General features: G+C 48.7%; 20 protein-coding genes. 9 read left to right on the top strand and 11 right to left on the bottom strand.

The window, feature by feature from the left end; all coding sequences use genetic code 11:
• Positions 1 to 3 precede the first annotated feature (3 nt).
• Entirely contained in the window at positions 4 to 1,476 is a 1,473-nt protein-coding gene (locus Pan161_RS14960) for a sodium:solute symporter (protein WP_232103236.1), read from the bottom strand.
• Between the two features lie 249 nt (positions 1,477 to 1,725).
• Between Pan161_RS14960 and murQ the strand changes: the two genes are divergently transcribed.
• Positions 1,726 to 2,622 (top strand): N-acetylmuramic acid 6-phosphate etherase, encoded by an 897-nt coding sequence (gene murQ / locus Pan161_RS14955; protein WP_145228342.1) that lies wholly within the window; start codon positions 1,726 to 1,728, stop codon positions 2,620 to 2,622.
• A 1-nt stretch (position 2,623) separates the two neighbouring features.
• Positions 2,624 to 3,577 (top strand): N-acetylglucosamine kinase, encoded by a 954-nt coding sequence (locus Pan161_RS14950; protein WP_145228340.1) that lies wholly within the window; start codon positions 2,624 to 2,626, stop codon positions 3,575 to 3,577.
• A gap of 11 nt (positions 3,578 to 3,588) precedes the next feature.
• On the opposite strand, the gene Pan161_RS14945 is transcribed toward Pan161_RS14950, so the two are convergent.
• The 3 genes from Pan161_RS14945 to Pan161_RS14935 are packed head-to-tail and all read right to left on the bottom strand — an operon-like array spanning position 3,589 to position 6,411.
• Positions 3,589 to 4,407: an SDR family NAD(P)-dependent oxidoreductase gene (locus tag Pan161_RS14945; protein WP_145228338.1), complete on the bottom strand. Its 819-nt coding sequence runs from the start codon at positions 4,405 to 4,407 to the stop codon at positions 3,589 to 3,591.
• Positions 4,408 to 4,455: 48 nt separating this feature from the next.
• Positions 4,456 to 5,364: a succinylglutamate desuccinylase/aspartoacylase family protein gene (locus tag Pan161_RS14940; protein WP_145228336.1), complete on the bottom strand. Its 909-nt coding sequence runs from the start codon at positions 5,362 to 5,364 to the stop codon at positions 4,456 to 4,458.
• 36 nt (positions 5,365 to 5,400) lie between these two features.
• Positions 5,401 to 6,411 carry a peptidylprolyl isomerase gene (locus tag Pan161_RS14935; RefSeq protein ID WP_145228334.1) on the bottom strand — a complete coding sequence of 337 codons (1,011 nt, stop codon included), beginning with the start codon at positions 6,409 to 6,411 and terminating at the stop codon, positions 5,401 to 5,403.
• 205 nt (positions 6,412 to 6,616) lie between these two features.
• Here Pan161_RS14935 and Pan161_RS14930 point away from each other — a divergent pair, with 205 nt between their 5' ends.
• From Pan161_RS14930 to Pan161_RS14910, 5 genes are all read left to right on the top strand, one after another.
• The gene (locus Pan161_RS14930; protein WP_145228332.1) at positions 6,617 to 7,513 is read left to right on the top strand and encodes a mechanosensitive ion channel family protein; all 897 of its coding nucleotides are present in this window, start codon (positions 6,617 to 6,619) and stop codon (positions 7,511 to 7,513) included.
• Positions 7,514 to 8,354: 841 nt separating this feature from the next.
• Positions 8,355 to 9,518 (top strand): ROK family transcriptional regulator, encoded by a 1,164-nt coding sequence (locus Pan161_RS14925; RefSeq protein WP_145228330.1) that lies wholly within the window; start codon positions 8,355 to 8,357, stop codon positions 9,516 to 9,518.
• Between the two features lie 50 nt (positions 9,519 to 9,568).
• Positions 9,569 to 10,093: a DUF1572 family protein gene (locus tag Pan161_RS14920; RefSeq protein WP_145228328.1), complete on the top strand. Its 525-nt coding sequence runs from the start codon at positions 9,569 to 9,571 to the stop codon at positions 10,091 to 10,093.
• A 163-nt stretch (positions 10,094 to 10,256) separates the two neighbouring features.
• On the top strand, positions 10,257 to 12,044 hold the full coding sequence (locus tag Pan161_RS14915) for a hypothetical protein (RefSeq protein WP_145228326.1): 1,788 nt from the start codon (positions 10,257 to 10,259) through the stop codon (positions 12,042 to 12,044).
• A gap of 193 nt (positions 12,045 to 12,237) precedes the next feature.
• The gene (locus Pan161_RS14910) at positions 12,238 to 13,632 is read left to right on the top strand and encodes an SGNH/GDSL hydrolase family protein (protein WP_145228324.1); all 1,395 of its coding nucleotides are present in this window, start codon (positions 12,238 to 12,240) and stop codon (positions 13,630 to 13,632) included.
• A 100-nt stretch (positions 13,633 to 13,732) separates the two neighbouring features.
• Here Pan161_RS14910 and Pan161_RS14905 read toward each other — a convergent pair whose 3' ends face one another.
• The 4 genes from Pan161_RS14905 to Pan161_RS14890 all read right to left on the bottom strand — a co-directional run bounded on the left by Pan161_RS14905 (position 13,733) and on the right by Pan161_RS14890 (position 18,391).
• A complete protein-coding gene (locus Pan161_RS14905; protein ID WP_145228322.1) occupies positions 13,733 to 15,172 on the bottom strand; it encodes a sodium:proton antiporter in 1,440 nt (479 codons plus the stop codon).
• Between the two features lie 180 nt (positions 15,173 to 15,352).
• Positions 15,353 to 17,326: a sensor domain-containing diguanylate cyclase gene (locus Pan161_RS14900; protein WP_145228320.1), complete on the bottom strand. Its 1,974-nt coding sequence runs from the start codon at positions 17,324 to 17,326 to the stop codon at positions 15,353 to 15,355.
• A gap of 138 nt (positions 17,327 to 17,464) precedes the next feature.
• A complete protein-coding gene (locus tag Pan161_RS14895; protein WP_145228318.1) occupies positions 17,465 to 17,830 on the bottom strand; it encodes a response regulator in 366 nt (121 codons plus the stop codon).
• 69 nt (positions 17,831 to 17,899) lie between these two features.
• Positions 17,900 to 18,391: a chemotaxis protein CheX gene (locus Pan161_RS14890; RefSeq protein ID WP_145228316.1), complete on the bottom strand. Its 492-nt coding sequence runs from the start codon at positions 18,389 to 18,391 to the stop codon at positions 17,900 to 17,902.
• A gap of 1,109 nt (positions 18,392 to 19,500) precedes the next feature.
• Between Pan161_RS14890 and Pan161_RS14885 the strand changes: the two genes are divergently transcribed.
• Positions 19,501 to 20,166 (top strand): response regulator transcription factor, encoded by a 666-nt coding sequence (locus Pan161_RS14885; RefSeq protein WP_145228314.1) that lies wholly within the window; start codon positions 19,501 to 19,503, stop codon positions 20,164 to 20,166.
• Positions 20,167 to 20,188: 22 nt separating this feature from the next.
• On the opposite strand, the gene Pan161_RS14880 is transcribed toward Pan161_RS14885, so the two are convergent.
• The gene (locus tag Pan161_RS14880; protein ID WP_145228312.1) at positions 20,189 to 21,142 is read right to left on the bottom strand and encodes an aldo/keto reductase; all 954 of its coding nucleotides are present in this window, start codon (positions 21,140 to 21,142) and stop codon (positions 20,189 to 20,191) included.
• Between the two features lie 154 nt (positions 21,143 to 21,296).
• Between Pan161_RS14880 and Pan161_RS14875 the strand changes: the two genes are divergently transcribed.
• The gene (locus Pan161_RS14875; protein WP_232103232.1) at positions 21,297 to 21,983 is read left to right on the top strand and encodes an SOS response-associated peptidase; all 687 of its coding nucleotides are present in this window, start codon (positions 21,297 to 21,299) and stop codon (positions 21,981 to 21,983) included.
• A gap of 28 nt (positions 21,984 to 22,011) precedes the next feature.
• On the opposite strand, the gene Pan161_RS14870 is transcribed toward Pan161_RS14875, so the two are convergent.
• A complete protein-coding gene (locus Pan161_RS14870; RefSeq protein ID WP_145228308.1) occupies positions 22,012 to 22,719 on the bottom strand; it encodes an HAD family hydrolase in 708 nt (235 codons plus the stop codon).
• 38 nt (positions 22,720 to 22,757) lie between these two features.
• Positions 22,758 to 23,594 (bottom strand): ExeA family protein, encoded by an 837-nt coding sequence (locus Pan161_RS14865; protein ID WP_145228306.1) that lies wholly within the window; start codon positions 23,592 to 23,594, stop codon positions 22,758 to 22,760.
• Positions 23,595 to 23,714 lie beyond the last annotated feature (120 nt).

Here is a 23,714-nt window from a genome sequence, read left to right as displayed (position 1 = left end):
AGCTTACTCTTCAGCCAGAGTCTGTGCCTGGGGTAGAAAATAGCTGCTGAGAATGCCTGCAACAAAGACCGTTGTGGCGCCGATTAAAGTGTACCAGGGCCAGGCGATTTCCTGTTTCATGGCGAAGGCCACGTAGAGTACGACCGTGAGTCCGAAAACGAAGCCGAGCAGGGCGGATGCCTGTGATGCCTGCCTGCTGAAGGTCGCCAGGAAGAAGATGCCCAGGATCAGTCCGGTGGAAATTCCGGCAATCGCCAGGACGCTGCCGACCACACTGCTGGAAATAGACTGACTGGCAATGCCCACCGCGATTTGCGCACAGCCAAACAAGACTGTGAAAACACGGCTGAGTCTGACCAGTTCGGACTGCTGTTTGTGGGTTGAGGTCAGGGGCAGATAAAAATCATTGACGAGGGCGCTGGTGGTGGAACTGAGTGAACTGGAGAGCGTCGACATGGCAGCAGCGAAGACCGAGGCCAGGGTCAGCCCTTTGACTCCCACAGGCAGGTGGTCGATAATGAAAGACGCGAAGACTTCGTCCGGTTTCTCGAAAGGAGTTGCGGGAGGGAAGGATGCGTAGAACGCGGCGAGTGCAACGCCCAGCAGCAGAAACAATGCGAATTGTGCAAAGACGAGAAAGCCGCTGAAACCCAGTGCTCTGGCGGCGTCTTTCTGGTTTTTCGCACCGAGGTACCGTTGAATCATAAGCTGGTCGGCTCCGTGCGTTGCCATGGAGAGGAACATGCCTCCCACCAGGCCGGCCCAGAAGGTGTAACTCTTCGCGAGGTTCCAATCGAAATCAAACATGATGAATTTGTGGTTGGTGGCAGCGTACTGCTGATAACTGTTCCAGCCCTCTGGCAGTGAGTTAATAATGACTGCGAAGGCAAAGACAGCGCCAGCAATATAGATGACGAACTGCAGGCAGTCATTCCAGACAACGGATTTCATTCCACCCAGGCAGGTGTAGACAATGGTGCCAATTCCAATGACCACCACACACAGGGGGAGTGGGATACCGACCACTTTTTCCAGCACGAGCGCGGTCAGGTAGAGCCTGAGTCCGTCGGCGAGTGTCCGCATGACAATAAAAGTCAGGGAAGAGACCCGCTCTGTTGTGCCCCCAAATCGCTTTTTGAAAACTTCATAAGCGGAATAGATTTCACCTCGAAAGTACAAGGGGAGTAGAAACATGATGACGAGGAAGCGGCCCACAATATAGCCGAGCGGGAGTTGCAGAAACTGCAGATTACCACCTGGTTCAAAAGCGATTCCCGGCACACTGAGAAAGGTGACGGTACTGGTTTCGGTGGCGACGATCGAACCCAGGATGGCCCACCAGGGGAGCGTTTTTCCACCGAGCAGGTAATCGGACAGGTTTTTCTGACGACCACCAATCCAGGAACCGAACAGGACCACGCCCAGCAGGTACAGGACCAGGATGATCATATCTGAGGTTCCGATGGCGATATTCACTGCGACGACACCTGATGTTCTGGATGGTCTGTGGAGTTATGGAGCCGGGACGAATTGTGGCAACCGATACGAACCTGATCAGAAGCGAGTGCCCCTGATTCAGAATCATGAGTTCTATCCTTTCAGGATTCGGGAACCTGGTTATCATAGTAGCTGGCCGATTTCGTTTTTGACAGCCCGAGATGATTTCAATGTATTGAACGCATCTGGATTATTACAGTTTTATCCAAGCGGATTCCGACGATTATCATGTTAGAGCATTTGACGACAGAGCAGCGTAATCCTGCATCAGATCAGATTGATTCAATGAACAGTCTGGAAATTGTACAGCTGATGAATTCGGAAGATGCGAAGATCGCGACAGCTGTGGAGAAGGAAGCAACGACGATTGCTGCTGCCATCGATCTGATTACTGCAGCGTTTCTGCAGGGAGGTCGTCTGATTTACATGGGAGCGGGGACCTCGGGGCGACTGGGAGTGCTGGATGCCAGCGAGTGTCCTCCCACATTTAACAGCCCGCCTGAACTGGTGGTCGGCTTGATTGCCGGGGGAGAAGCAGCGCTGACGAATGCGATTGAAGGGGCAGAGGATCTGGGTGAATCAGCCATCGCGGATCTGCAGGGATTGAATTTCGGTAAAATTGATGTGCTGGTCGGAATTGCGACCAGTGGACGTACGCCGTATGTCATCTCTGGGTTGAACTACGCGCGAGAGCAGGGTGCGCAGACGATTGCTTTGACGTGCAATCAGAAGAATCTGCTGTCTGAAGTGGCGGCGTTGACCATCTGCCCGGTGGTGGGCCCCGAAGTGGTGACCGGTTCCACCCGTTTGAAAGCGGGGACAGCGACCAAGATGGTATTGAATATGTTGACGACCGGGGCGATGGTTCGCGTGGGGAAAACGTATGGCAATCTGATGGTGGATTTGCGGGCGACGAATCAGAAACTGGTCGATCGTTCGATTCGGATTCTGATGGCGTTTACCGATCTATCCCGTGAAGAAGCTGCTGCAGTGCTTCGTAAATGTGATGGAAAATTGAAAACGGCCATCGTACATGTCAAACGGAATGTTACTCCCGAGGCGGCGGGTGAACTGTTAAGCCAGGCCGAGGAACATCTGCGACGGGTTCTGGAAGAGCGAACGTGATATGAATCTGCAGTCAAAACAACTGGTGCTGGGGATCGACGGAGGGGGCTCTACCACCCGCGCTGCGCTGGCGGTGGTTGCGGAAACGTTTGAGTTTCATGTTGCGGGTCGTGGAACTGCGGGGGCTTCGAACTTCAATTCCAGTGTCTGGGAAGTTGCGACGGAACAGGTTCAACTGGCGATCCAACGAGCGTTTGAGTCAGCGGGAACAGAACCGCATCGGGTTGCTGCGGTCTGTCTGGGGATGTCGGGAGCGGGGCGAACTGCAGAGCAACAGGCCTGGATGCGTTGGGCTAAGGAGAGTGGTGTTGCAGAACAGGCAAGCGTTGTGACGGATGCGGAAACCGTGCTCGCAGCCGGGACGCCGGAAGGAAGGGGAGTCGCGCTGATTGCGGGAACGGGTTCACTGGCGTTTGGGACAAACGCAGCAGGTCAGGTCGCCCGCGCGGGAGGCTGGGGGTATCTGCTGGGTGATGAAGGCAGCGGGTATCAGATCACGCTGGCGGCGCTAAGGGGGATTGCTCGCGCCGTCGATGGGCGTGGACCGGACACGCGTCTTCAACCTGCTTTTCTAGAAGCTCTGGATCTGAATGATCCGCGGGCATTGATTGGGTGGCTGTACCATACGGAACGGGAAAGAAGTGAAATTGCGGGTTTGTCTCATCTGGTGTTTGAGGCAGCGGAACAAGGTGATGCGCTGGCCCGTACAATTCTACAGCAGGCGATTTTCGAACTGAGGGACCTGGTCCAGTCTGTCGTTTCCCAGTTGTCTTTTTCCAGCAGCGACTATGCACTGGCGTTGACGGGGGGCGTCCTGCTGCATCAGCGGGACTTTCGCGTTTCGCTGCTGGAGCGTTTACGGGAGCAGGAGTTGCAGCCGACGACGATTGAGTGTGTGGATGATGCGAGTCTGGGAGCGGTTCGGCTGGCGATCAAGGGTTTGCAGGCCGAGTGAGTCAGAGACATTTAGTCTTCGGGAAATTCCGAAGGGAGTTGCTGGTGTTTGATCGAGTAGGGGCTGCACTGCTGTTTCCAGCCGCCATCGACGGTGATGGATGTTCCGGTGAGGTAGCTGGCATCATCACTGGCCAGCATGGCGATGACGCGTGCGATTTCTTCCGGTTGTGCCCAGCGACGGAGTGGAATCATGTCTTGTGTGCTTTGTCGAACTGGATCTGTGCCTGACTCCTGTTTTTGAGTGGTGTCATATTTTCCCATAGCCGTGTCGATGGCACCGGGATTGACGCAGAGGACTCGAATTCCGGATGGTCCATACAAGGTTGCCAATTCATAAGTGAGTGAGTCCAGACCGCCTTTGGCGGCGACATAGCCAGGGCTGATGCCGGCTGCCATCTGTGACTGGATGCTGGAAACATTGATGATCACGCCACGCCGCCGAGCTTCCATATGTTCAGCGCACCAGCGGGAGAGAAACGCGGGTGCCGTCAGACAGACACGCAGGGTTTTTTCCCAGCTGGCGAGTTCGATTTTTCGCATGCTGGTAATTTCGCGCCAGGCAGCATTATTGACGAGTACATCAATGCGTCCCCAGTTTGAGATACATTGATCGACGGCGGATTGTGCATACTTCAGATCGGAAAGATCGCCGAGACAGGTCAGGAACTGGCCTCCGGCCTGTTCAATACGGCTGGTGACAGGCTGCAGGTCGTCTCCGGGGAGCGCCAACAGTACGCAGTCATATCCCTGTTCGGCAAAGCGAACCGCTGTTTCGCCGCCGATACCTCCTGCGGCGCCGGTGATCATGGCTACGGGGCGTTGATTCATAAATTGATCCTTCCATGCTGTTTCAGTGTTACATGTCGCGCGGACTGATTAATGGCGTTCTGTTTCCAGAATGACTGCCAGCCATTCGTTTTGTTCGACGTAAGGTAATGTGCGGAGCCCGAGGATCACGCCGGTCTGTTTTGCTGAAACAGTCGTAACCTGATCGCCGGTGACGGAGGTGATGGTTCCCAGTGGGTCGCCGGCCTGTACCAGATCCATCAGGTTTACGGCAGGCTCAAAGAAGCCTGTTTCTGGAGCATTGTTTTGCAGCTGCAGATGTCCGCTCTCGCTGCGGTCGTCTTCAATGTGATGCAGAACCGGTTTTCGTTCGATTGAATACTCCAGCATCTGCAGTTCCGTCATCACGGAGAGACAGCCTGACGTGTAGCCTGTGACGGCTGCCTGATTACAGCCACTACCGCCACCCCATTCTGCATAGATGGCGGGGACACCCAGGTCGCGGGCTGCGGAAAGCGAGCGACCATCCAGATTGGCTGAGGTTCCCCAGGCCACAGGAAGGTTCAGTGCCAGCGCCATCCTGCGCTGTGTATCGCGGATCGCGGGATCGGAGTGAAGCGTGTAACCGGAGAAGGGGGCCAGGTTGGAAATCACGCCCCCCGTATGCAGATCAATCAGGTAGTCGGCCGACTGAATGAGTTGCGTCGCCTGGCTGGCGATCTGTTCGGTAATGGTGCCTTCCGGCGATCCGGGAAACGTGCGGGCCAGGTCCAGGTTGTCCGGTCCTGTTCGGCTGGTCCGTTCGTAAGCGGGTTCATTGACTACAGGGACGAGGGTGACTTTGCCGGTCAATCTGGTGTTATCGATGCTTGTGATCAATTTGCGAACCGCAGCCATCGGCTCATATTCATCACCGTGAATACCACCCAGGATCAGCAGATGAGGACCGGGCTGATTGCCTTCGATTATAACTGTTTGAAACAGGCTCTGCTCTGACATGGAACGATTCCTGGGAGGATGTATGCAACTATGAGATCAGCTGGGGCGATCGATTTTCCAGTCGATTTTGGCAGAGTTGCGTAATGACTGAATCGTTTTCTCCCAGAGGGCGCGTGAGAGGCTGCGATAGATTTCACCGCGGACATCTTCCAGACTGAACTGTCCGGGATGTTTCTTATTGAGTCGGGCGATGTGAATGCCGAACGGAGTTTGAAAGGGTTTGCTGATGGAGCCTTCCTGGAGTGGAAAGATATTTTGAGTTAAGATCAAAGGCATTTTGCCCCGGTAGGCGGACATGACCAGTTTACCCCCCTCCTGTTTGCTGGGGGCTGTTGAGTATTGTGCCGCTGCTTCTGTAAATGTGAGTTTTCCCTCGAGGATCTGTTTACGAATGTCTGTAAGCTGTGCTTTGGTTTTGTCGACGGATTCCTGATTCGACGGATCTTCCGGTTTTAATAAGATATGGCTGGCTTCGATCCGGGTGCCATCTAATTCTTCTTGATGCTCTTTGAAGTAGTGCTGGATTTTTTCCGGTGTGATCTGACTGCTGGCATAGATGTTCCATGCGAGTGGCAGTTCGATGGCAGCACGCAGTTTTTCCGGCGTGAAGTTCATTTTAGACAGGACCTGATCCGGATCATTGCCTGTTTTCTGCATGAGTGCTCGGACGCGGGACACACTCTGATCGAGGATTTCAGCGGGGACTGTGATTTTCTTATCTGCCAGAAAGTCCTGGATCAGCCGCTGGTTGATCAGGCTTTCCAGAATTTTTGCAGGGGTTGGTTTCAGATCGCCGGCCATTCTACGGGTGAGCGTCGCGAAATCCAGATCCGCCTGAGTGACTGGATGACCGTTTACCGTGACCAGAATTTTTGTTGTGTCTTTTGCTGCGGGAGCCTGTTCGGCGGCTGAAAGTGAGCCGGGTGCAGGGGAGTAGGTCAGGAGAGCCAGCGAGCTGACGATAAGAACGGAGCGGAGAGAGATAAACATTCCAGATTGCTTCCTGCGAAAAATCAATTCGAAATCAAAACCGGCTATGCTGGGCATGATGGCCGATTGTAGTGTGTTGGAGCTGACTTGTCAGTCTGAATTTGGTTTGCAAAATAATGAAATTCAAAGTTGGACTCAATCAGAAAACACCCTAGAATCTTGCCTGTCAGCGACGTGTGTTCGGCCTGGTATATGGAAATATCCAGCGTACACGGGTTTCTGGAGCATCTCCGTTTTCATTTCTAACAGAGGGAACCCGTCTATGTGGTCGATTATTTTCGCAGAGGAAAAGCCTGTAACGGCAGAAGATCCACTGCATGCAGTGAGTGGAGTCTGGGATACAGTGAAAGAATATCTGGCAAGGGAAGGAACCCATTTAAGCATTAATATTGTAATGGCCCTGCTGATATTTCTGGTGGGTAAGTGGATTACCAACATTCTCAGTCGATTCTGTAACCGATTGATGAAACAGGCGAAGGTCGATGACACGCTGGCTCGTTTTCTGTCAAACATCATCTATTCTATCTTGATGGTGATGGTGATTCTGGCTGCGATTTCAAAACTGGGAATCAATACGAACTCCCTGGCTGCGGTATTGGCGGCAGCTGGTTTTGCGATTGGGATGGCGTTCCAGGGGACACTGGGAAATTTTGCTTCGGGAGTGATGCTGATTTTATTCAAACCATTTCGCGTGGGTGATTATATTGAAGCAGGTGGCACGGCGGGGATAGTTGAAGAAATCCAGATCTTCTCCACCCATCTGCGGACCGGCGACAATATTGCGATTGTGGTTCCGAATGGCCAGATTTCCGGAGGAACGATCAGGAATTTTTCCAAAAAGCCGACCAGAAGAATCGATCTGGTGATTGGTTGTGGATATGACGATGATCTGAGGGCCGTCAAGTCGTTTCTGGAAGAAGTCGTGCAGGGAGATGAGCGGGTACTTTCTGACCCTGCACCCGTTGTCGCCGTAAATGAACTGGGTGACAGCAGTGTGAACTTTGTTGTGCGTCCCTGGGTGAACAATGCAGATTTCTGGACGACACGCTGGGACCTGATAGAGCGGATCAAACTGGGCTTTGATGAGCGAGGTTTCAACATTCCCTATCCAACCCGCGATTTACATGTTTATAACGAGTCTCTGGTCTCTGGCGACTGATAGAAGTTTTAGTTTCCGTTCCATCCAAATCATAAAGTCTTGCGACAGAATTCTGTTGTGAGACTTTTTCCTTCACATCAAAACTACCCGCAGAACTACTCCAGGCGGAGCTGTCTAGCCAGAAGATTGCATTTTTCGAAATCCGGTCCCACTTACGTCCGACTGAACTCGTATGAAAGAAAACCTGATTTTCGGTTGATCCTTTCCCTCAAATCCGTTTTTTAGTCTATGTATTCGCAAGGTATTCGCAAGCAGGATACCTGTTTGAATTGACACTATTCGGAATAATCGGAAGGGTATGAAATTAAATCGATCTGCTTGTCCAATATGCAGGGAGTTACCTCCACACATTCACTTCAACTGTAGTTTATACTTTCTATAGAAGTCATCGGGAACTACGGAGGTCCCGGCTGATTTTAATCTATATTTATAGTCTTTATCACCAATGTCAGCTAAATAAGTAACCCGGTTGATCAAACCTGGTAGATGCCAACTCAAGCAGGCCCGAGTTGACTTCTGTTTGGTCAATCGGGTCTTTTTACGTACTGATCTGAATGAATTGATAGATCCGGTTTCATATCTGAAACCGAGGCGGCAAAATCACTAACATGAAAAAATGAATACCATTATTTTGCGGGGCGTTTGTAATTATGTGAAGATTCCGTATTATATTAAGTCACAGCGACAGGACGTTTCACTTTTCTGCAGCTTTCACTCGCCAAGTTGCGCCAGTCTGATGAGGGCCTGTTCTCGCTTTTTAATGATGTTCAAGTGATTTGTTGAATTTATCTGGCAACCTGTCGTTGTTAACTTCATTTCTTTCTATATACGTAGAGTGACTATGCAATCCCCACACCGACCGAGCTTACTACGAAAAATGAACGTTCGTAAGGTTTTGGAAGTTATCCAGAGCCAGGGAACATTAACACGTGCTGATGTCATGCGTTGCTCAGGAATCAGTGCCCCTACAGTATCGAAAGCCGTCAGTGCTCTATTGGAAGCCGGGCTGCTCGAAGAACGGGAGACGGCTGAGTTTTCTGTAGGGCGACCGGGCAAATTGTTACAACTCCCCCGTTTCAGTGCACAGGTGATTGGGGTTGTTCTGGAATGGGATTATTGTTCGATTGTGGCATCCGGTCTGGACGGTCATTTGCATGAAGACAAACTGGATCGCTTTAAAACACCACAGAGCTATTCAGAGCTGATTGAAATTATTTCGGGTAAGATTCTGAATCTGGTTGAAAAGGAAGAGATTCCTGCGCTGGGTGTCGGGATTACCGTGCCTGGTCTGGTTAACAGTAACGATGGTCGTATTTTCCTGGCTTCGAACCTGCATATTGTTGATGGACAGGCTCCTGCGATCGACATCGCCAGCCGTACCGATCTGGAATGTGTGCTCGTACAGAAATCGACTTCGTTATGTCTGTCAGAGAAGACCTATGGAGCAGGTCAGTCTGTGGAAGATTTTATTAACCTGGATGTCACATCGGGATTTGGGATGGGTGTCTTCACGGGGGGGCAGTTGCTGGATGGCCAACATGGTCTGGCTGGTGAAATTGCACATATCACAGTTGAACCCGAAGGGGGACGCATGTGTGGTTGTGGAAATCTGGGATGCCTGGAAACCGTTGCCACCGATTTAGCATTGACCCATTACGTTTCGAAGCGACTTGGTAAGGACCTCGAATTCGAAGCGATTGCAGAGCTGGTCAAGCAGGGCGAACTAGATATTACTCCCGAGCTGGATCACACGATTGAGTTCCTGGCTATTGGTGTTGCTGCGGCAATCAATATTTTCAATCCGGCGAACATCTTTATTACTGCACGATTGTTCGATCTGCGTGATGACGTATTCGATAAGATGTGTGAGATTGCAAAGAGTCGCGCTTTACAGCCTTCCTCCAGTTCCTGTGAAATTGAACGTTCCAAAGGGAATAAATATCTGGGGGCTGTCGCCGGTATTATCAACCACCTGGCAAATTCATTAGGACCACGTTTGACTTAGCCCGCAGCAGGCTGATACAGGTCTCCACAGTGTAGGGAAATCACCAGAAGATGCCATCTGCTGCCGATCAGATTACCCGCGAATATATATTAGAATCAATCCATTTACTGGAGCAGTCTGTTCATAAAATCGAGCACTGTCTGAACCAGCTTGATTCCGATCAAATCTGGTGGCGACCCGAACCGGAGCTTAACAGCATTGGGAATCTGATTCTGCATATTTGCGGCAACTTGAATCAGTGGGCCGTCAAAGGAATTCCTGACCTGAAGGATGAGCGACAACGTGACCTGGAATTCCGCGCAGATGTCAGACTCTCCTTAAATGAGTTAACTGGATTGATGAATCAGACCGTTGCGCAGGCAGGCGCCGTCATTCAGTCGCTTTCGCCAGAGAAGTTACTGGAAACACGTCAGATCCAGGGGTTCACGGTGACAGTTCTGGGAGCCATTTCTCATACGGTTTCCCATTTTGTTGGCCACACACATCAAATGATCTATCTGACACGCCTGCAACTGGGGAAAGCATATCAGTTTGACTGGTCCCCGCATTCGCAGCAGAAACGTGTGCCGATTTAGTCGGGCTCAGACTCTTCGACTGCGATGATTAACTCTGAATCACTCTGTCGAGAATCTCATCTTCAAAGGGACGATGTTTATTTTTTAGAGACCGGACCTGCGTTACAATATCTGTTGAGAGTCACTGTTTCTTTCTGATGAGGTCCGAAAAGGCGATAATGATATGTCCCGTAAAGGAAAAAAGTCTTCCAGCAAGGCTGAAAAACGGGTTTCCAGAAAAACAAGGGAAGCTGTGCCGCCAGCGGCTGGTCTTGCTGTGCAAATGGATCAGCAATCTTCCCTGTTTCCACGTGTGAGTCTTCTACCCATAGAGCTATTCTTTTTATCGCTCTTGCTGATCTGGACGTTTCTGGTTGCCTGCTTTCCGTTACGGAATATGGATATCTGGTGGCATCTGCGGACAGGGCAATTGATTCTGGAACGCGGTACTGTTCCGTATTTCGACTGGTTTACTTTCATCGATTATGATCGTCCCTGGATTGATCTGCACTGGGGTTTTCAAATCCTGGTGACCTGGCTTTATCGCTGGGGGGGAGTAGATTTACTGATCTTAGCCAAGTCGTTCTGCCTGGCTCTGACAATTGGTGTGGCCTGGTATGCTTCGGGCAGATCATTGTCTGCCTGCTGGAAAGCGCTGTGCTGGGTCTTACCAGTAATTTGTCTTTCCGGTCGCTCTGTTGTTCGTCCTGAAATGTTATCACTGCTGTATCTTGCTGTCTGGATGTATGTCATCAGTCGTCTGCCCTCGCATCCCAGACTGATTTATCTGATTCCCCTGATCACATTCCTGTGGGTCAACAGTCATGCATTATTTGTGCTGGGGCTGGTGGTCAGTGGATTGTTTGTGCTCGATTATCTGATTCGACACTGGGCACAGGGGCGATTTGGCATCGAAGCGCCCAGTGATTCGCTGTCTGTTATCACTTTGGTCAGAGCAGGCGTATTGACGGTGATTGCCTGTTTTCTAAACCCTTATTTTGAGCAGGGTGTATTGTTCCCGCTGACGCTGTATGAAAAGTTTTCTGTCGATCAGGCTTTTTATTCCGTGAGAGTCGGTGAATTTCAACGGCCGCTCGATTTCATCAGACAGCATGGCCTGGGAAACCTGTTTCTACTCTCGCAGGTTCTGCTGGCGATACTGACTTTTTGCAGTTTTATTCCTCTGTTGATCTCCAGACGTGTGAACCCGTTTCGGATTCTGTTGTTCATGGCCTTTACACATCTGGCATTGAAGGCTTCGCGAAATACAGCGATCTTTGCTCTGATTTCGGGAATGATCTTAAGTGATAATTTATCGGACTGGGTACGGATGGCTGTGTCAAGGAGAGTACAGGCTAAGGGAGTACCAGCTGCCGGGAGTTCACTCCGATATTTTGAGGAATCGTTACTTCAAAACGGGAGCAGCGCACTCATATTCCTGTTTCTAATGATCAGTGTATTTAGCGGTTACTGGCATCAGTGGGGGGGAGAAGAGAAAGTTCTGGGGCTGGGGGAGCAGGAAGCATGGTATGCACACGCGGCTTCAGAATTCGCGGGACAGCCGGGGATGCCCGATCGTGCATTTGTTTCGAATAATGGGCAGGCAGCCGTTTATATATTTCATAACGGGCCTGAGCGAAAAGTATTTTTCGATGGTCGGCTGGAAGTCAATTCCAAAGAGACTTTTCAGTTGTACGAACAGTTTCAACAGCAGATGTCGTATAACATGTCTGGTTGGGCTTATCTACTGGAAGACGAAAACGGGCAACTTCCCGCGATCATTCTGGACAGTCGATTTTCGCGAAACGAAATCAACGGTCTGTTAAATAATCCGCAATGGCAACTGGTATTTGCTGATCCGGTAGCCGCCGTATTTCTCGATCAAAAGACAGCAGATCGACTGGAGCTGCCACTGGCAGACCCCACTCCACTACTGTATCCGCCAGGAATGAAAGTTCTCAAAAGTGAATGAACGATGGCAGATCGGTAGCTCCTGAATTGACTCAAATTAAGCTGTCAAAATGAATTGGCGCTTGCAAAACGAAGCGGTTCACAGGACATTAGCTTGTACCCGGTCCAGGGGCTGGAAGAATTATTTTATGTCAAACGACCTGCATGATTCCGTATACAGGTCTCCATTCTATATTTGAAGCAGGGGAAACAACATGAGATTTTCAATGGTCATAACAAAGCTGGTCTATACCATTACGCTGGGGCTATTCTTAATAACAGCCAGTCTGTTGCAGGCTCAGGAAGCACAGCAGCAGGCTCACAAAGCACCTTTGTCAAAACTGGAGCTGGAATCGGGAGATTCCATTGTATTTCTGGGTGACAGCATTACTCACCAGTGTCTGTATACGCAATACGTGGAAGACTTCTTTTACACACGTTATCCCAAAATGCGATTGAAATTCCATAATGCGGGTGTTGGAGGAGCCAAGGCCTGGGATGCTCTGGTGCGTTTTGATCGGGATGTGGCTGCTTATAAACCCAAGTATGTCACCATTCTGCTGGGGATGAATGATGGGCAGTATCAGCCATTCAATGAAGAAATCTTTCAGACCTATTACAGTGACATGAAAGAGCTGATTACTAAAATTGAAGCGATCAATGCCAAGCCCATCTTGATGACCCCTACGATGTTCGATGCTCGGGCGGCAAGAATGGGTAAGCGGAAACGGGATCCCAGTGCTGTGGAGTTGTATAACTCGGTACTGGCCTATTATGGAACCTGGTTGCGGGAAGTGGCAGCGGAATCCGGTTTTGGATTTGTCGACATGTATGGCCCCTTGAATAACATCACTATAGCGGCACGGCAGAAAGATCCCGACTTTACCATTATCCGTGATGCCGTTCATCCTGATGCTCCGGGTCAGGTCGTGATGGCTTTTGCATTGCTCTCTGACATGAATGTGAAACGTCAGGTATCCCGTATTACGATCAGTGAAAAAGCCAATGGAGAGCCGGTCGCCACTGCAAGAGGCGGAAAACTGACTGACCTGGCTTATGATGACGATGGTGTTTCTTTTACCTGGCTGGCGGACAGTCTGCCCTGGGTCGTGCCGGAAGAAGCACAGCTGGGAGCGGAACTGACGAAGCTGGGACATCGCATGAGCCAGGAAGCTCTGTCGATTCACGGATTGCCTGCTGGTCGCTATGAACTGACGATTGACGGTGAAGTAGCTGGTCAGTATTCCAATACCACTTTAGCACAGCATATTGAGTTACAGGGCAATTCAAAAACACCTCAATATCAGCAGGCAATGAAAGTGGCGCTGCTGAATAAAGAACGCAATAACGGTCCAGTAAAAAATAAACGTAACAGCTGGCGTACATTCCAGCAGTTTGCACGCCTGAAACGCGAACTGGATGCACAGGAAGGTGAGAAGAACACCCAGAAGCTGGAGGGACTGAAGAAGCAACTGACTACTCAGGAAAAAACGATTCAGGAGAGTGAAGCTGCTGCTCTGGCTTTGGAAGATAAGATTTACGAAGTGAATCAGCCTGTGGCGCGGAAATATGTCTTAAAGAAAGTAGCCGCCGGTAAGAAGCAGAAATGAAACTGCAGCAAACTGGAATAGAAAATTGAAAACAGGCAGCCGGAGAAGTCTTCTTCGGCTGCCTGTTTTCATTGAACTTATTATTGATTCCGGCGTCTGTTTAAAGCAGAAACACAATCGTTAACAGGAGCGACAGGGGAAGTAATACAATACAGCTGTAAACCATGTAGCCAAAGAAACTGGGCATGCGGATGTTATTCTTTTCGGCGATGGCTTTGACCATGAAGTTAGGACCGTTTCCGATATATGTCATCGCACCCATGAAGACAGACCCCAGACTGATGGCGATGAGTACAAGCTCATTCACTCCCGCAATCTCAGATCCAGGTGTAGGAGCAGCTTTGGCCGTTTCAAAGAAGACCACATAGGTAGGGGCATTGTCTAAGAAGCTGGAGAGTGTGCCTGTGGCCCAGTAAAATTTCCAGGGGGCATCAATTCCCAGAGAGCCTCCATAAACGTTCAGGATTTGAACGGGTGCCTGCATGCAGATAAAGATCCCGACAAATAACGCTGCGACTTCCAGAATGGCTTCATAATTGAAGGAATTCTGTACCCGGATACTTTTAGATGTGGTGAGTAAGGAGATACCTGCGAGACCAAACATGCAGACTTCCCTTAGAAAGTGGGGAGCATGCCAGCCATCTGTGTAAGGAACCGGTTTGGATGGATCAAGCAAGGCGACACAGAAGATCACCATCAGTAACCAGAGAAAGTTAAGCCCGCCTCGGAGTGCGAAAGGCTCGATGGTTTCCGGCGGTGCTTCGACCTTTTCCCGGTTTTCCTTCTTATAGCGAATGCTGTCGTAGACGAAATAAATCGCCAGCAGGCAGAGATTCATTGCCAGCCACATCGGCCACAGATTGAGTGTCCATGTGAACGGAACACCTCTCAGGAACCCCAGAAAGAGGGGAGGGTCTCCAATTGGTAACAGACATCCGCCGGTATTACAGACGACAAAGATGAAAAATATGATGGTATGAGCCACATAATCGCGTTTTGCGTTTGCTTTCAGCAGTGGACGAATCAGTAACATGGCTGCGCCGGTGGTTCCAATGAAACTGGAAATTGCAGCACCGATGGCGAGGATGGCGGTATTCAACCTTGGGCGGCCGACCAGATTTCCATTGAAGGCAATACCACCGCTGATCACATACAGGCTGAAGAGCAGGGCAATAAACGGAATGTATTCCACCAGTAATGCGTTTTTAAGAACAACAATCGCAGCTGGGAACCCGGGAGCAGACATCTCGTGAGTTCCGTGATCAATTACACCATGGCCATAGACGAATGTGTAATAGAGCAGCGTGACCAGCCCGAGACTGACAGCGACCAGCAGTCGGTTTTTGTTATGCTCCCACCATTCTTCCGTTTTGTGAATCAAGGGAAGAAAAGCGATACACAGCAATAGCAAGGCAAACGGAATGACACTGTAGAAGGCAGGTGGCTCAGCGTGAGCATGCTGATCTGAGTGCGGCTGTTCTGTTGTGGATACTAAGTGTGTTGCATCCAGTTGCGTAGACGTATCAGCGATTAAGTTCATCTCAATCGCCCTCCGTAGTTTGGGGATTAATGTAAGTGGGTTAAATCTGGAAAATCCATTTTCGTTGTGAACTGGAAAACAAGAACTCTGCTTGTTTACTGGCGGAATGTAAAAACTGTGGATTATGGCATGATCCGCAATTGGGTACAATATCCAGATCAGCCTCAATCCAAATTGAATTTACGAATTTGCTAACTGATTCTGATGCTCACCCGCTGGTATTGAACAGGGTTTCATTTCTGCAAGATATTGCTTGATTAGTTCAGCAGTCTGAGCGCTTTCCAGCAAATTCAGCGAAATTAAAGTTTTCCCGAGTACAATCGGTGGTTCGACCTGTAAGGCCAGCAGATAGGCCGTCTGTTCCTGTGTCAGGAAATTCTGCTGAATCGCGATTTCTCCAAATCGCATACCCTTGAGCTGCTGCAGTTCCAGGATTTTGGAAACACCATCCTCGGAGATCATTTTTTCTGCGATGGCGAGTTCACCGATTCGAGTCTGGGTTTGCTGCTGTGGACATTTGAGTAATGCTTTGGATATGGTGGGTATATCAAAAACTGCTTTTGTCACCAACCAGCGACTGAAGCGGCAACGTTTGATTAACTTGTGCAGTTCCTGATCATCTTTGGTAATAATCGAACGGATATGTACCTGGTTTCGACCATTCTCTTTGGACTCGTACATAGCTTCATCTGCTTCGGCAATCAGCCGTTCTGCAAATCCGGTTAAATCCCTGGGAGGGATCCCTACAACGGCCCCCAGGCTGGCGGTGACCGGGACTCGGGTTCCTTCGAATTCGATGACTTCGTTTTCGATCAGTTTGCGGAGTCGTTCTGCCAGATCGTGAATTCCTTTCTCAGAAGGATTATTGACCATGATGACAAACTCTTCACCACCATAACGGCAGAAGACATCCGAACGTCGCGTCGAATCACTGGCGACTTTGGCTACACGCTGTAATACCAGATCACCGAACTGATGCCCGTAAGTATCGTTCAGATTTTTGAAGCGATCGATATCGGAAAAGATAATGCCGATCGGTTGTGCAGTACGAGAGCAGGAATAGAGTTCCTTCTCAAAATTTTCATTGAAATAGCTGCGGTTGTAGGTTTTGGTCAGTGGGTCATGAATGGCTTTGCTCTGGAGCTGTTTATTTTCTGATTCCAGTTTGTTTTTTTGTTCTTCAATAACAGCCTGCCGGGCAAACGCCTGTGTTGTGTCGACCTGGGCTTTCATGGTCATCTGAACCAGTTGCTCGTTTGCTTTGGCCATGATTTCAAACGGGGATTCAATATCATCCATGTTGACCGCAAAAATCTGAGCAGCTTCTTCGAAGCGTGCCTGTACCTGCTCCAGAAAGCCATGCAGGTCATCGTGTGGCATATTGTAAAACTCAGATGTTAAATCCTGAAGTTTCTGTAATGCCAGACCACTGTTAGGGGAGCAGAAGTAGTCACCAATTGCTGCCGATGTGGCGATGATGATAATCAGGTTGAAGTCAGGGTGTGATTCAAGTGTTTTCAGTTGTGCTACTGAGTCATGGTGATGTTGGATTGCAGTCTGGAACTGTTCTGACAATTGCCAGCGTTCCATCATTTTAACACCCACCTCTGTGTGGTTGATTCCCAGTTCTGCTGATTCTACTTCAACCGTTTCACGTTGTTCTTTCTCGGCCTGTTCCAGAACCGATAATAAATCTGTCGGAATAGATCTGAGCATGGCAAGGTGGCCAATATCCTGCAGCAGCCCGATCAGGAAGCTGTCATACTTTAAATCAAAACCGGCTTTAGTAGCTAGCAGTTCTGCAGCAGCCGACTGGATGATGGACTGTTTCCAATATGAGTCAAATCGAGATTTGAGTGGCCCGTGGGTAATTGCCGATTCAGACAGCGAGAAGCTCAATGCCAGTGAGGTAACGACCATCGTCCCCAGCAGTGGGACAGCCCGCTCAATTCCTTTGCATTCCGATCTTAAACTAAAAAATGAAGAATTGCTTGCTTTCAGAATTTTTGCAGTAATCGCCGGGTCTGCTTTAATCGTTTCAATAACTTCTTTGATATCTGTATCTGGGTTCTTGGAAAGATCCAGTAACTTTACAGCGACAGCAGGCAAAGTTGGTAATTGATCAGAAGACCAGATTTTTTCAGGAGAAATCATTTTCAGTGACCTTTGTGGAAATGCAAATCAATATTTGAATAGCTGTCGCTTTAGATATTGTTTTTCATCAGCTGGCTACGGTTAGCTTATGCCGATTCAATTTCAGATGAGACGGCCTCATTAATCTTATATCTTGTTTCAAGCGTTGGATGTGACCCAGCGTTCCAGTTTGCTTTTCAAACTGTCGGGAGTAAATGGCTTAACCAGATAGTCAGAAACACCTGCCTGGATCGCTGTGACGACTCGGGCACGCTCTGCCTCTGTTGTAATCATGATGACGGGAATATCTTTATTACGCTGACGAATTTCTTTCAGCAACTGGAGGCCATCCATGTTTGGCATATTCCAGTCGCTTAACACGATGTCAAAACTCGAGGCAACAAACAGTTCTAATGCCTGAACGCCGTCTTCTGCTTCTGTCACATCTTCAATCCCCAGTTTCGATAAGCATCGTTTCTGGATTGTTCTCATTGTGCCGGAATCATCTACAAGTAAAATTTTCATGGGAGTAGCCTTTATCTATTTTTAATTCGATTGGTCGTTCAAAAATTACGTTTTAGTCAAACAGGTCGTTTAGCGATCAGAAAATCCTGCTTCAATAGAAAAGGTCCCGATCTCTGAGTCAAAAGCGATACAAATGGGAGAAACATTGGACGGATAATGAACTGTGTGTCCCTTGCCTGTAATAATGTTGGGAATACTGATGGAGGCTTCCAGGTGTTCCAGCTGTGCCTTTGCTGATCCCGCAATCATGTTTGCTAATTCACAGACAGCGTCACAGACATCGTCGTCGATTTCATCTGTGGAGATGCCAACCATACGATCCAGGACGCCTATGCCGACGCTCTTGGAAAGGCTTAATACGAGCGTCCCGGCTACTTTGCCAGAAATTCCAATGACTGCACTTAATTCGTGCTGGGGAATGAGATCCTGTTTCAGGCTCAAACCGGTTCGTTTCGGTGTGCAACTCAGCATCATTTCAAATACAGAGATGGTTGCGCTAATGATAGGATTTACAAATTCTGCGGTGAGTTCAGACTTACCGACGATACTGGTTGACGTCATTATCTAATTCCTGTTTCCTGAGAATCATTCAACTTCAGTGATTCAGTTATTCTGAGTATTTTGTAGAAGTCATGTTGTCGATGGTCTTCACGACTGTTGCTCAAAAGGCACAACAGAAGTCAGATGACGAACAATGCTTGAAAAGTAAATGTGCACTTAGAGCATAGATCACGAAAAAATGCATGTGCCAAAATATCAACACGATATTCTGAATTATAATTCTTCGCATTGTTTGTAATGACTGAGTATTCCGGCTGTAAGGACTGTAGAGGAGGTGATCCCCGCTGAATTAAGGAATATCCCTCCTTGTGAAAACTGGTACTTTTAGCTTCGGGAAATCGACCTTCACTGAAAGCATGGGAATCCCTCCTGCAATTCTAAGTGAGATCTAGTTGGCTTATTTATAAGAGTTTATGGGTATTAGTACTGATGGTGGATATGAATGTCCAGTGTTCTATTGTGGGAATCGGTCACAACAGACAGTGGAAATGACGATCATAGTGTAGGGGAGATACTTTAAAATCTGACAGATCTCACAGATTAGAGTTGAGGAAACAATTCGATTTTGCTTACCATTAAGATTCTGCTAAGCGATATAGAGTGAGTTCTTCAGACCGAGATTATTTCATTTCTGAGAACCAACATCAGGCTAAGACCTTGCTGAACATGAATTTTCATATCTATGAACGAAGTCAAAAAAACTGATTCAGTCCAACATTGTTGTATGCTGATATACTTATGTAGTTGCCCCTAAATAAAAGGCACAGCTTGTCAATGGGACAGATTTCACATCAAGACAGTTTTGACTTTGCTCAAGACGTTCGTACGACATGTCACCGATTAAACAACTTTCTAACAATTTTACAGTGTCAACATGACTATCTTGGCGGATTGTCATCTAGCGAAATTGAATCGGAACTAGCAGGCGTCCTCCGGGATTTAGTTCCTCCGATTGAATCCGCTACCAGCGATGTGCTTGCGCTTTCAAAGAAATGTCGAGATATTCTGGAGAGTCAGAAGTACGAGTCGTAGCTGCAGAATTAAGATTGAACCATTAGTTAATTGATATCTTTGAATTCTCATTGTCATTTACACGAGGGCCATCCAGCATGTTAACTTCCACAGATTTGATTCGAGTTGTTTTTGTTGATGATCACATGGTTCTGGTAGACTCAATCGTCTCCAGGTTTCAGCGGGACCCTGATATCGAAGTTGTAGGTACAGCCACTAATGCCGATGATGGACTGGCATTGATTCTGGAGACAGAACCCGATGTTGTTATATTGGATGTAGAATTACCTGGGCGTGGGTCTTTTGATATTGCCGAAGAGATTGCCTCTCGATTGAAAAATACCAAAATGATCTTTCTGACGGGTTATCTTTCAGACATCTTCATTGAACTGGCTTTGAGAGTAAATGCAAAAGGTTACTTACTCAAAGGGGAGCCGATCGAATCATTGATCCATGCCATTAAAAAGGCGTCTCGCGGAGAATACTGTTTTTCACAATCGGTCCAGGAGCGACTGATCTTTGACCACAAGAAAGATCGGTATTCGATTCAGTCAAAAAGCATGCTGACCTCTCTGACTTCCCGACAGATTGAAGTGCTCAGGCATCTGGCCAGAGGGATGAGTGTGAAAGAAGTCGCTCGCTCCATGCATCTCTCGGAGAAATCGATCGACAGCCATAAATATCGGATCATGCACAAACTGGGAATTCATGATCGTGTCGAACTGGCTCGTTATTCGATTCGTGAAGGTTTGACTCTGCCATAAGTGGCAGTGCTGAATACATCTCTCAAGAGAGAATCGTGCCCCGTTGTTCAATGGCACGATTGATGGAAATGAGCTGAGAGTCTGACAGCTCAAAAGTGAGTACTTCCGCATTTTCTTTGATCTGCTCAGGGCGTTTTGCACCACACAGGGCACACGTAATTCCCGTCTGCTGAATGGTCCAGCGAATTACAATTTGAGCCACCGTTCGATTCATTTCATTTGCCAGTGTTCGCAGTACCTCAAGGAAGTCCTGATTTTTCTCCCATTCCTCTCCATGAAACATGGGATACTTCTGGCGTCCATCTTCCGGCGCAAACTGATGATCTCGGGCAAGCTTTCCTGCAAGTAACCCTTTCATTAAAGGCCAGTAAGCCATCACGGAGACATTGTTTGTTATGCACCACGGCAGACGGTCTTTCTCAATGTCGCGCTGCAACATATTGTAGCGGGGCTGATACGCTGAAATGGGGCAGATGCCGGCAAATTCCTGAAGCTGTTCCAGAGTAAAATTCGACACACCTACGGACCGGATTTTTCCAGCGGCTAATAACTCCTGGAAAGCACCCGCTGATTCGCTGACTGAGATTTCAGGGTCAGGCCCATGCAGATAGTACAACTCTACCCGGTCTGTATTCAGTCTAAGCAGGCTTTCATCACACTCCTGCCTGATTCGGGATGGTGATGCATCTCGCACTTGTTTTGTACCCTCCCAGTGAATGCCCCCCTTGGTTGCAATCACAATCTGGTCCCGTCGGTCCCCCAGAGCCTGGGCAATCAGTCGCTCACTTTCCCCCGCATAGCCATAGCAATAAGCAGTGTCAAAGAAATTGATCCCGGATTCAAATGCCGCGTTCAGTGTGGCCAGGCTGGCCTGTTCTGTGACATCCACACTGGTGACACCCGAAATCGGCCAGCATCCCATAGCGATGGGGGTGATTTGAATTTCGGTATTTCCGATATTTCGTAACGGGTTCATGGCCTCTCTTCCTTTCTGTACTGATCAGCTGGAGAACTGATATCACAAGTAGATAGTATTTCGATTTCAGATCATTTAAACTAAAATATCGTCTCAGGCTTTCTGCAACAGTAGCATATTGTACTTTCAAAACAAATGAAGGTTCATAGAGATTATGTGTGCCCGGTTTTTCCTGTTTTCACCCGATGAAGAAATCATGCGGCTGTTTCAGTTGGTGACGTTTCCGCGGATCTCCCCTCGGTATAATATCGCACCGTCCCAGCCTGTGATGGCCATCATTCAAGATCAACAGGAGTACCAGGTCCGGCATTTTCAATGGGGATTAATTCCTGGTTGGTTTAAAGACCCAGCTCCCGGACAGGCGATGATTAATGCTCGCTCTGAAACAGCATCTTCAAAGCCGGCGTTTAAGAATGCGTTTCGCTCTCGACGCTGTCTGATACCCGCCAATGGATTCTATGAATGGAAGAGTACAGGAAACCGCTCCCGACAGGCGATGTGTGTGCGTCTACGCGAGGAACCGCTGTTCGCGATGGCAGGGTTGTGGGAACAATGGCAGAGCCCTGATGGCACTGAACTCGATACGTGCGCTGTCTTAACCACTGCAGCGAATCCATTGCTGGAACCGATTCATCCCCGCATGCCTGTCATCTTACAACCAGATCAGTATGCCCGCTGGTTAAGTTCGGAAACGACGCCCGCTCCACAGCTGCAAAAAATACTGCAGACTTACCCGGCAGAGGAGATGCAGGTTTATCCGGTCAGCTCACAGGTCAATAAAGTGTCTCATGATTCGTCGGATTGTCTCACTCCGATTCAGGAGCAGAAGACGTTATTTTAAATCGCTCTCATTACGGACGTATGCTGTCTCAGGTCAGAGATTCAGGTGGGTCAAAGAGACTCAAAACAGGCTGTACATCTTCAAAATGCTCAAACAGATAATCTGGTTCACATTTTCGCAGTTCTTCCAGAGAGTAAACACCTGTGGCAACGGCAATCACGTTGGCACCGATTGCACGAGCACAGCTGATATCATTGGGCGTGTCACCCAAAACCCAGACGGAAGTTTGTTCCAGTAACTCAGCTGCATGCCGTTCCCGGATTTGTTTTAGTGCTTCATGTGCGACATCGTCCCGATCTGCATGATGATCTCCATAGGCGCCAAAGTCGAAATAATGATTCAACTCGTAGTGTGCCAGTTTTTGTTTCGCGCCCTGTTCGAAATTTCCAGTCAGCAGTCCAAGATCGACATTCACCCGCCGGGAAAGGGATTCCAGGATCTCTCTGATACCTGGCAAGACTCGACCATTATGCTCTTGCAACTTGTCGGCAAGTAACGTGAGGTAACCCTGTTCAAAGCGCTGTCGGTTTTCACTGGTGTTGGCAATATTGAAGTATTCAAACAGGTCAACCATGATCGAATGATCGGTACGGCCTGCAGTGGGAATGCCTTCCACAGGCGCCGTAACCTGAAATTCCTCCTCCAGCATATGCAGGATAGATCGCTGGCCTGCACCTCCAGAATCGATCAGGGTGCCATCAATATCAAACAGACAGACATGCATATGAGTCAACATTTTAAGAGAGTATCGAACGAGAGAAATAACTCTGTATTTTATACACGCTCGATGACTTCGGAAATGCGGTTTCTGGAAACGGGAGCCCCTTTTATTTCGTGGCAGGCACGTTTGATGACATCTGCATCGATTGTTGGCAGGCTCTGTTCAAAACCTGCCAGTAATGCCAGATCACAAATCTGGTTAATATTTTCGGGAATCCCCTGACTGGCCGCTTGTATCTCTTTGTATGCTGCGGAAGAAAAGAGATCAGTCTGGCAACCCGACCAGCTTAAGCGTGACGTAATATATCTCTCCGTTGTTTCCTGCTCGAAGCGATCCAGTTCGATAGACAGATCGGAAAGACGGGAGATACTATCTAAGTGAGTTGTTTTCAGGTTATTCAGAGTCAGGACCAATGATAAAGCAGGGAATTGCTGGTTACCGATATGCAGCAGCCGCTCAATCGCAGGAATACATTCGGCACAGGCCTGATCAACATGATCTAACAGCAGTATCTGGCGTCCTTGAATCAGCTGTAAGCCAATCAGGTAATCAGACAGTTGGCGCCAGAGTTGTGGTAATTTTGTATCGAGAGCCGGTCCCAGACGTAAGCTGGCACATACCTGCCAGAGCAGTTCCTCTTCTCGCAGGCCGATCAGATCGATCAATTCGCATTGATGCGGGGTTCTTTTTAACAGTTGCTGGAAGACTTTCAGAGTGAGTGTCTTTCCTGTTCCCGCTGGTCCACTGAGGACACCGCATTTTTTCTGTTCATCTGCAATAAACAATAAGCGTGCCAACGCCTCTTCGTGGATTTCACTTTCGAAGAAGTATTCCAGATCCAGCCGTTGATTAAAGGGAGCCTGTGTCAAATTCCAGAAATCGCAATACATGATTCTTTTTTGACCTGTTTGAATTTAGAGTTCGAACCTGCGTGTTCTGAATCTCTACTCCTTGCAGAATATGTCAGAAGAGAGATACCATCCATAATTGAGAGTACGATGATTCAGAAG

Source organism: Gimesia algae, assembly GCF_007746795.1.
Lineage (GTDB): Bacteria > Planctomycetota > Planctomycetia > Planctomycetales > Planctomycetaceae > Gimesia > Gimesia algae.
Note: the sequence above shows the minus strand (reverse complement) of the source record. Positions and strands in the feature narration are given on the sequence as shown.

Coding starts and splice junctions, on each gene's coding strand:
- murQ (WP_145228342.1), top strand. CDS start 1,726: ATGTTAGAGCATTTGACGACAGAGCAGCGTAATCCTGCATCAGATCAG.
- Pan161_RS14950 (WP_145228340.1), top strand. CDS start 2,624: ATGAATCTGCAGTCAAAACAACTGGTGCTGGGGATCGACGGAGGGGGC.
- Pan161_RS14945 (WP_145228338.1), bottom strand. CDS start 4,407: ATGAATCAACGCCCCGTAGCCATGATCACCGGCGCCGCAGGAGGTATC.
- Pan161_RS14940 (WP_145228336.1), bottom strand. CDS start 5,364: ATGTCAGAGCAGAGCCTGTTTCAAACAGTTATAATCGAAGGCAATCAG.
- Pan161_RS14935 (WP_145228334.1), bottom strand. CDS start 6,411: ATGCCCAGCATAGCCGGTTTTGATTTCGAATTGATTTTTCGCAGGAAG.
- Pan161_RS14930 (WP_145228332.1), top strand. CDS start 6,617: ATGTGGTCGATTATTTTCGCAGAGGAAAAGCCTGTAACGGCAGAAGAT.
- Pan161_RS14925 (WP_145228330.1), top strand. CDS start 8,355: ATGCAATCCCCACACCGACCGAGCTTACTACGAAAAATGAACGTTCGT.
- Pan161_RS14920 (WP_145228328.1), top strand. CDS start 9,569: ATGCCATCTGCTGCCGATCAGATTACCCGCGAATATATATTAGAATCA.
- Pan161_RS14915 (WP_145228326.1), top strand. CDS start 10,257: ATGTCCCGTAAAGGAAAAAAGTCTTCCAGCAAGGCTGAAAAACGGGTT.
- Pan161_RS14910 (WP_145228324.1), top strand. CDS start 12,238: ATGAGATTTTCAATGGTCATAACAAAGCTGGTCTATACCATTACGCTG.
- Pan161_RS14905 (WP_145228322.1), bottom strand. CDS start 15,172: ATGAACTTAATCGCTGATACGTCTACGCAACTGGATGCAACACACTTA.
- Pan161_RS14900 (WP_145228320.1), bottom strand. CDS start 17,326: ATGATTTCTCCTGAAAAAATCTGGTCTTCTGATCAATTACCAACTTTG.
- Pan161_RS14895 (WP_145228318.1), bottom strand. CDS start 17,830: ATGAAAATTTTACTTGTAGATGATTCCGGCACAATGAGAACAATCCAG.
- Pan161_RS14890 (WP_145228316.1), bottom strand. CDS start 18,391: ATGACGTCAACCAGTATCGTCGGTAAGTCTGAACTCACCGCAGAATTT.
- Pan161_RS14885 (WP_145228314.1), top strand. CDS start 19,501: ATGTTAACTTCCACAGATTTGATTCGAGTTGTTTTTGTTGATGATCAC.
- Pan161_RS14880 (WP_145228312.1), bottom strand. CDS start 21,142: ATGAACCCGTTACGAAATATCGGAAATACCGAAATTCAAATCACCCCC.
- Pan161_RS14875 (WP_232103232.1), top strand. CDS start 21,297: ATGTGTGCCCGGTTTTTCCTGTTTTCACCCGATGAAGAAATCATGCGG.
- Pan161_RS14870 (WP_145228308.1), bottom strand. CDS start 22,719: ATGTTGACTCATATGCATGTCTGTCTGTTTGATATTGATGGCACCCTG.
- Pan161_RS14865 (WP_145228306.1), bottom strand. CDS start 23,594: ATGTATTGCGATTTCTGGAATTTGACACAGGCTCCCTTTAATCAACGG.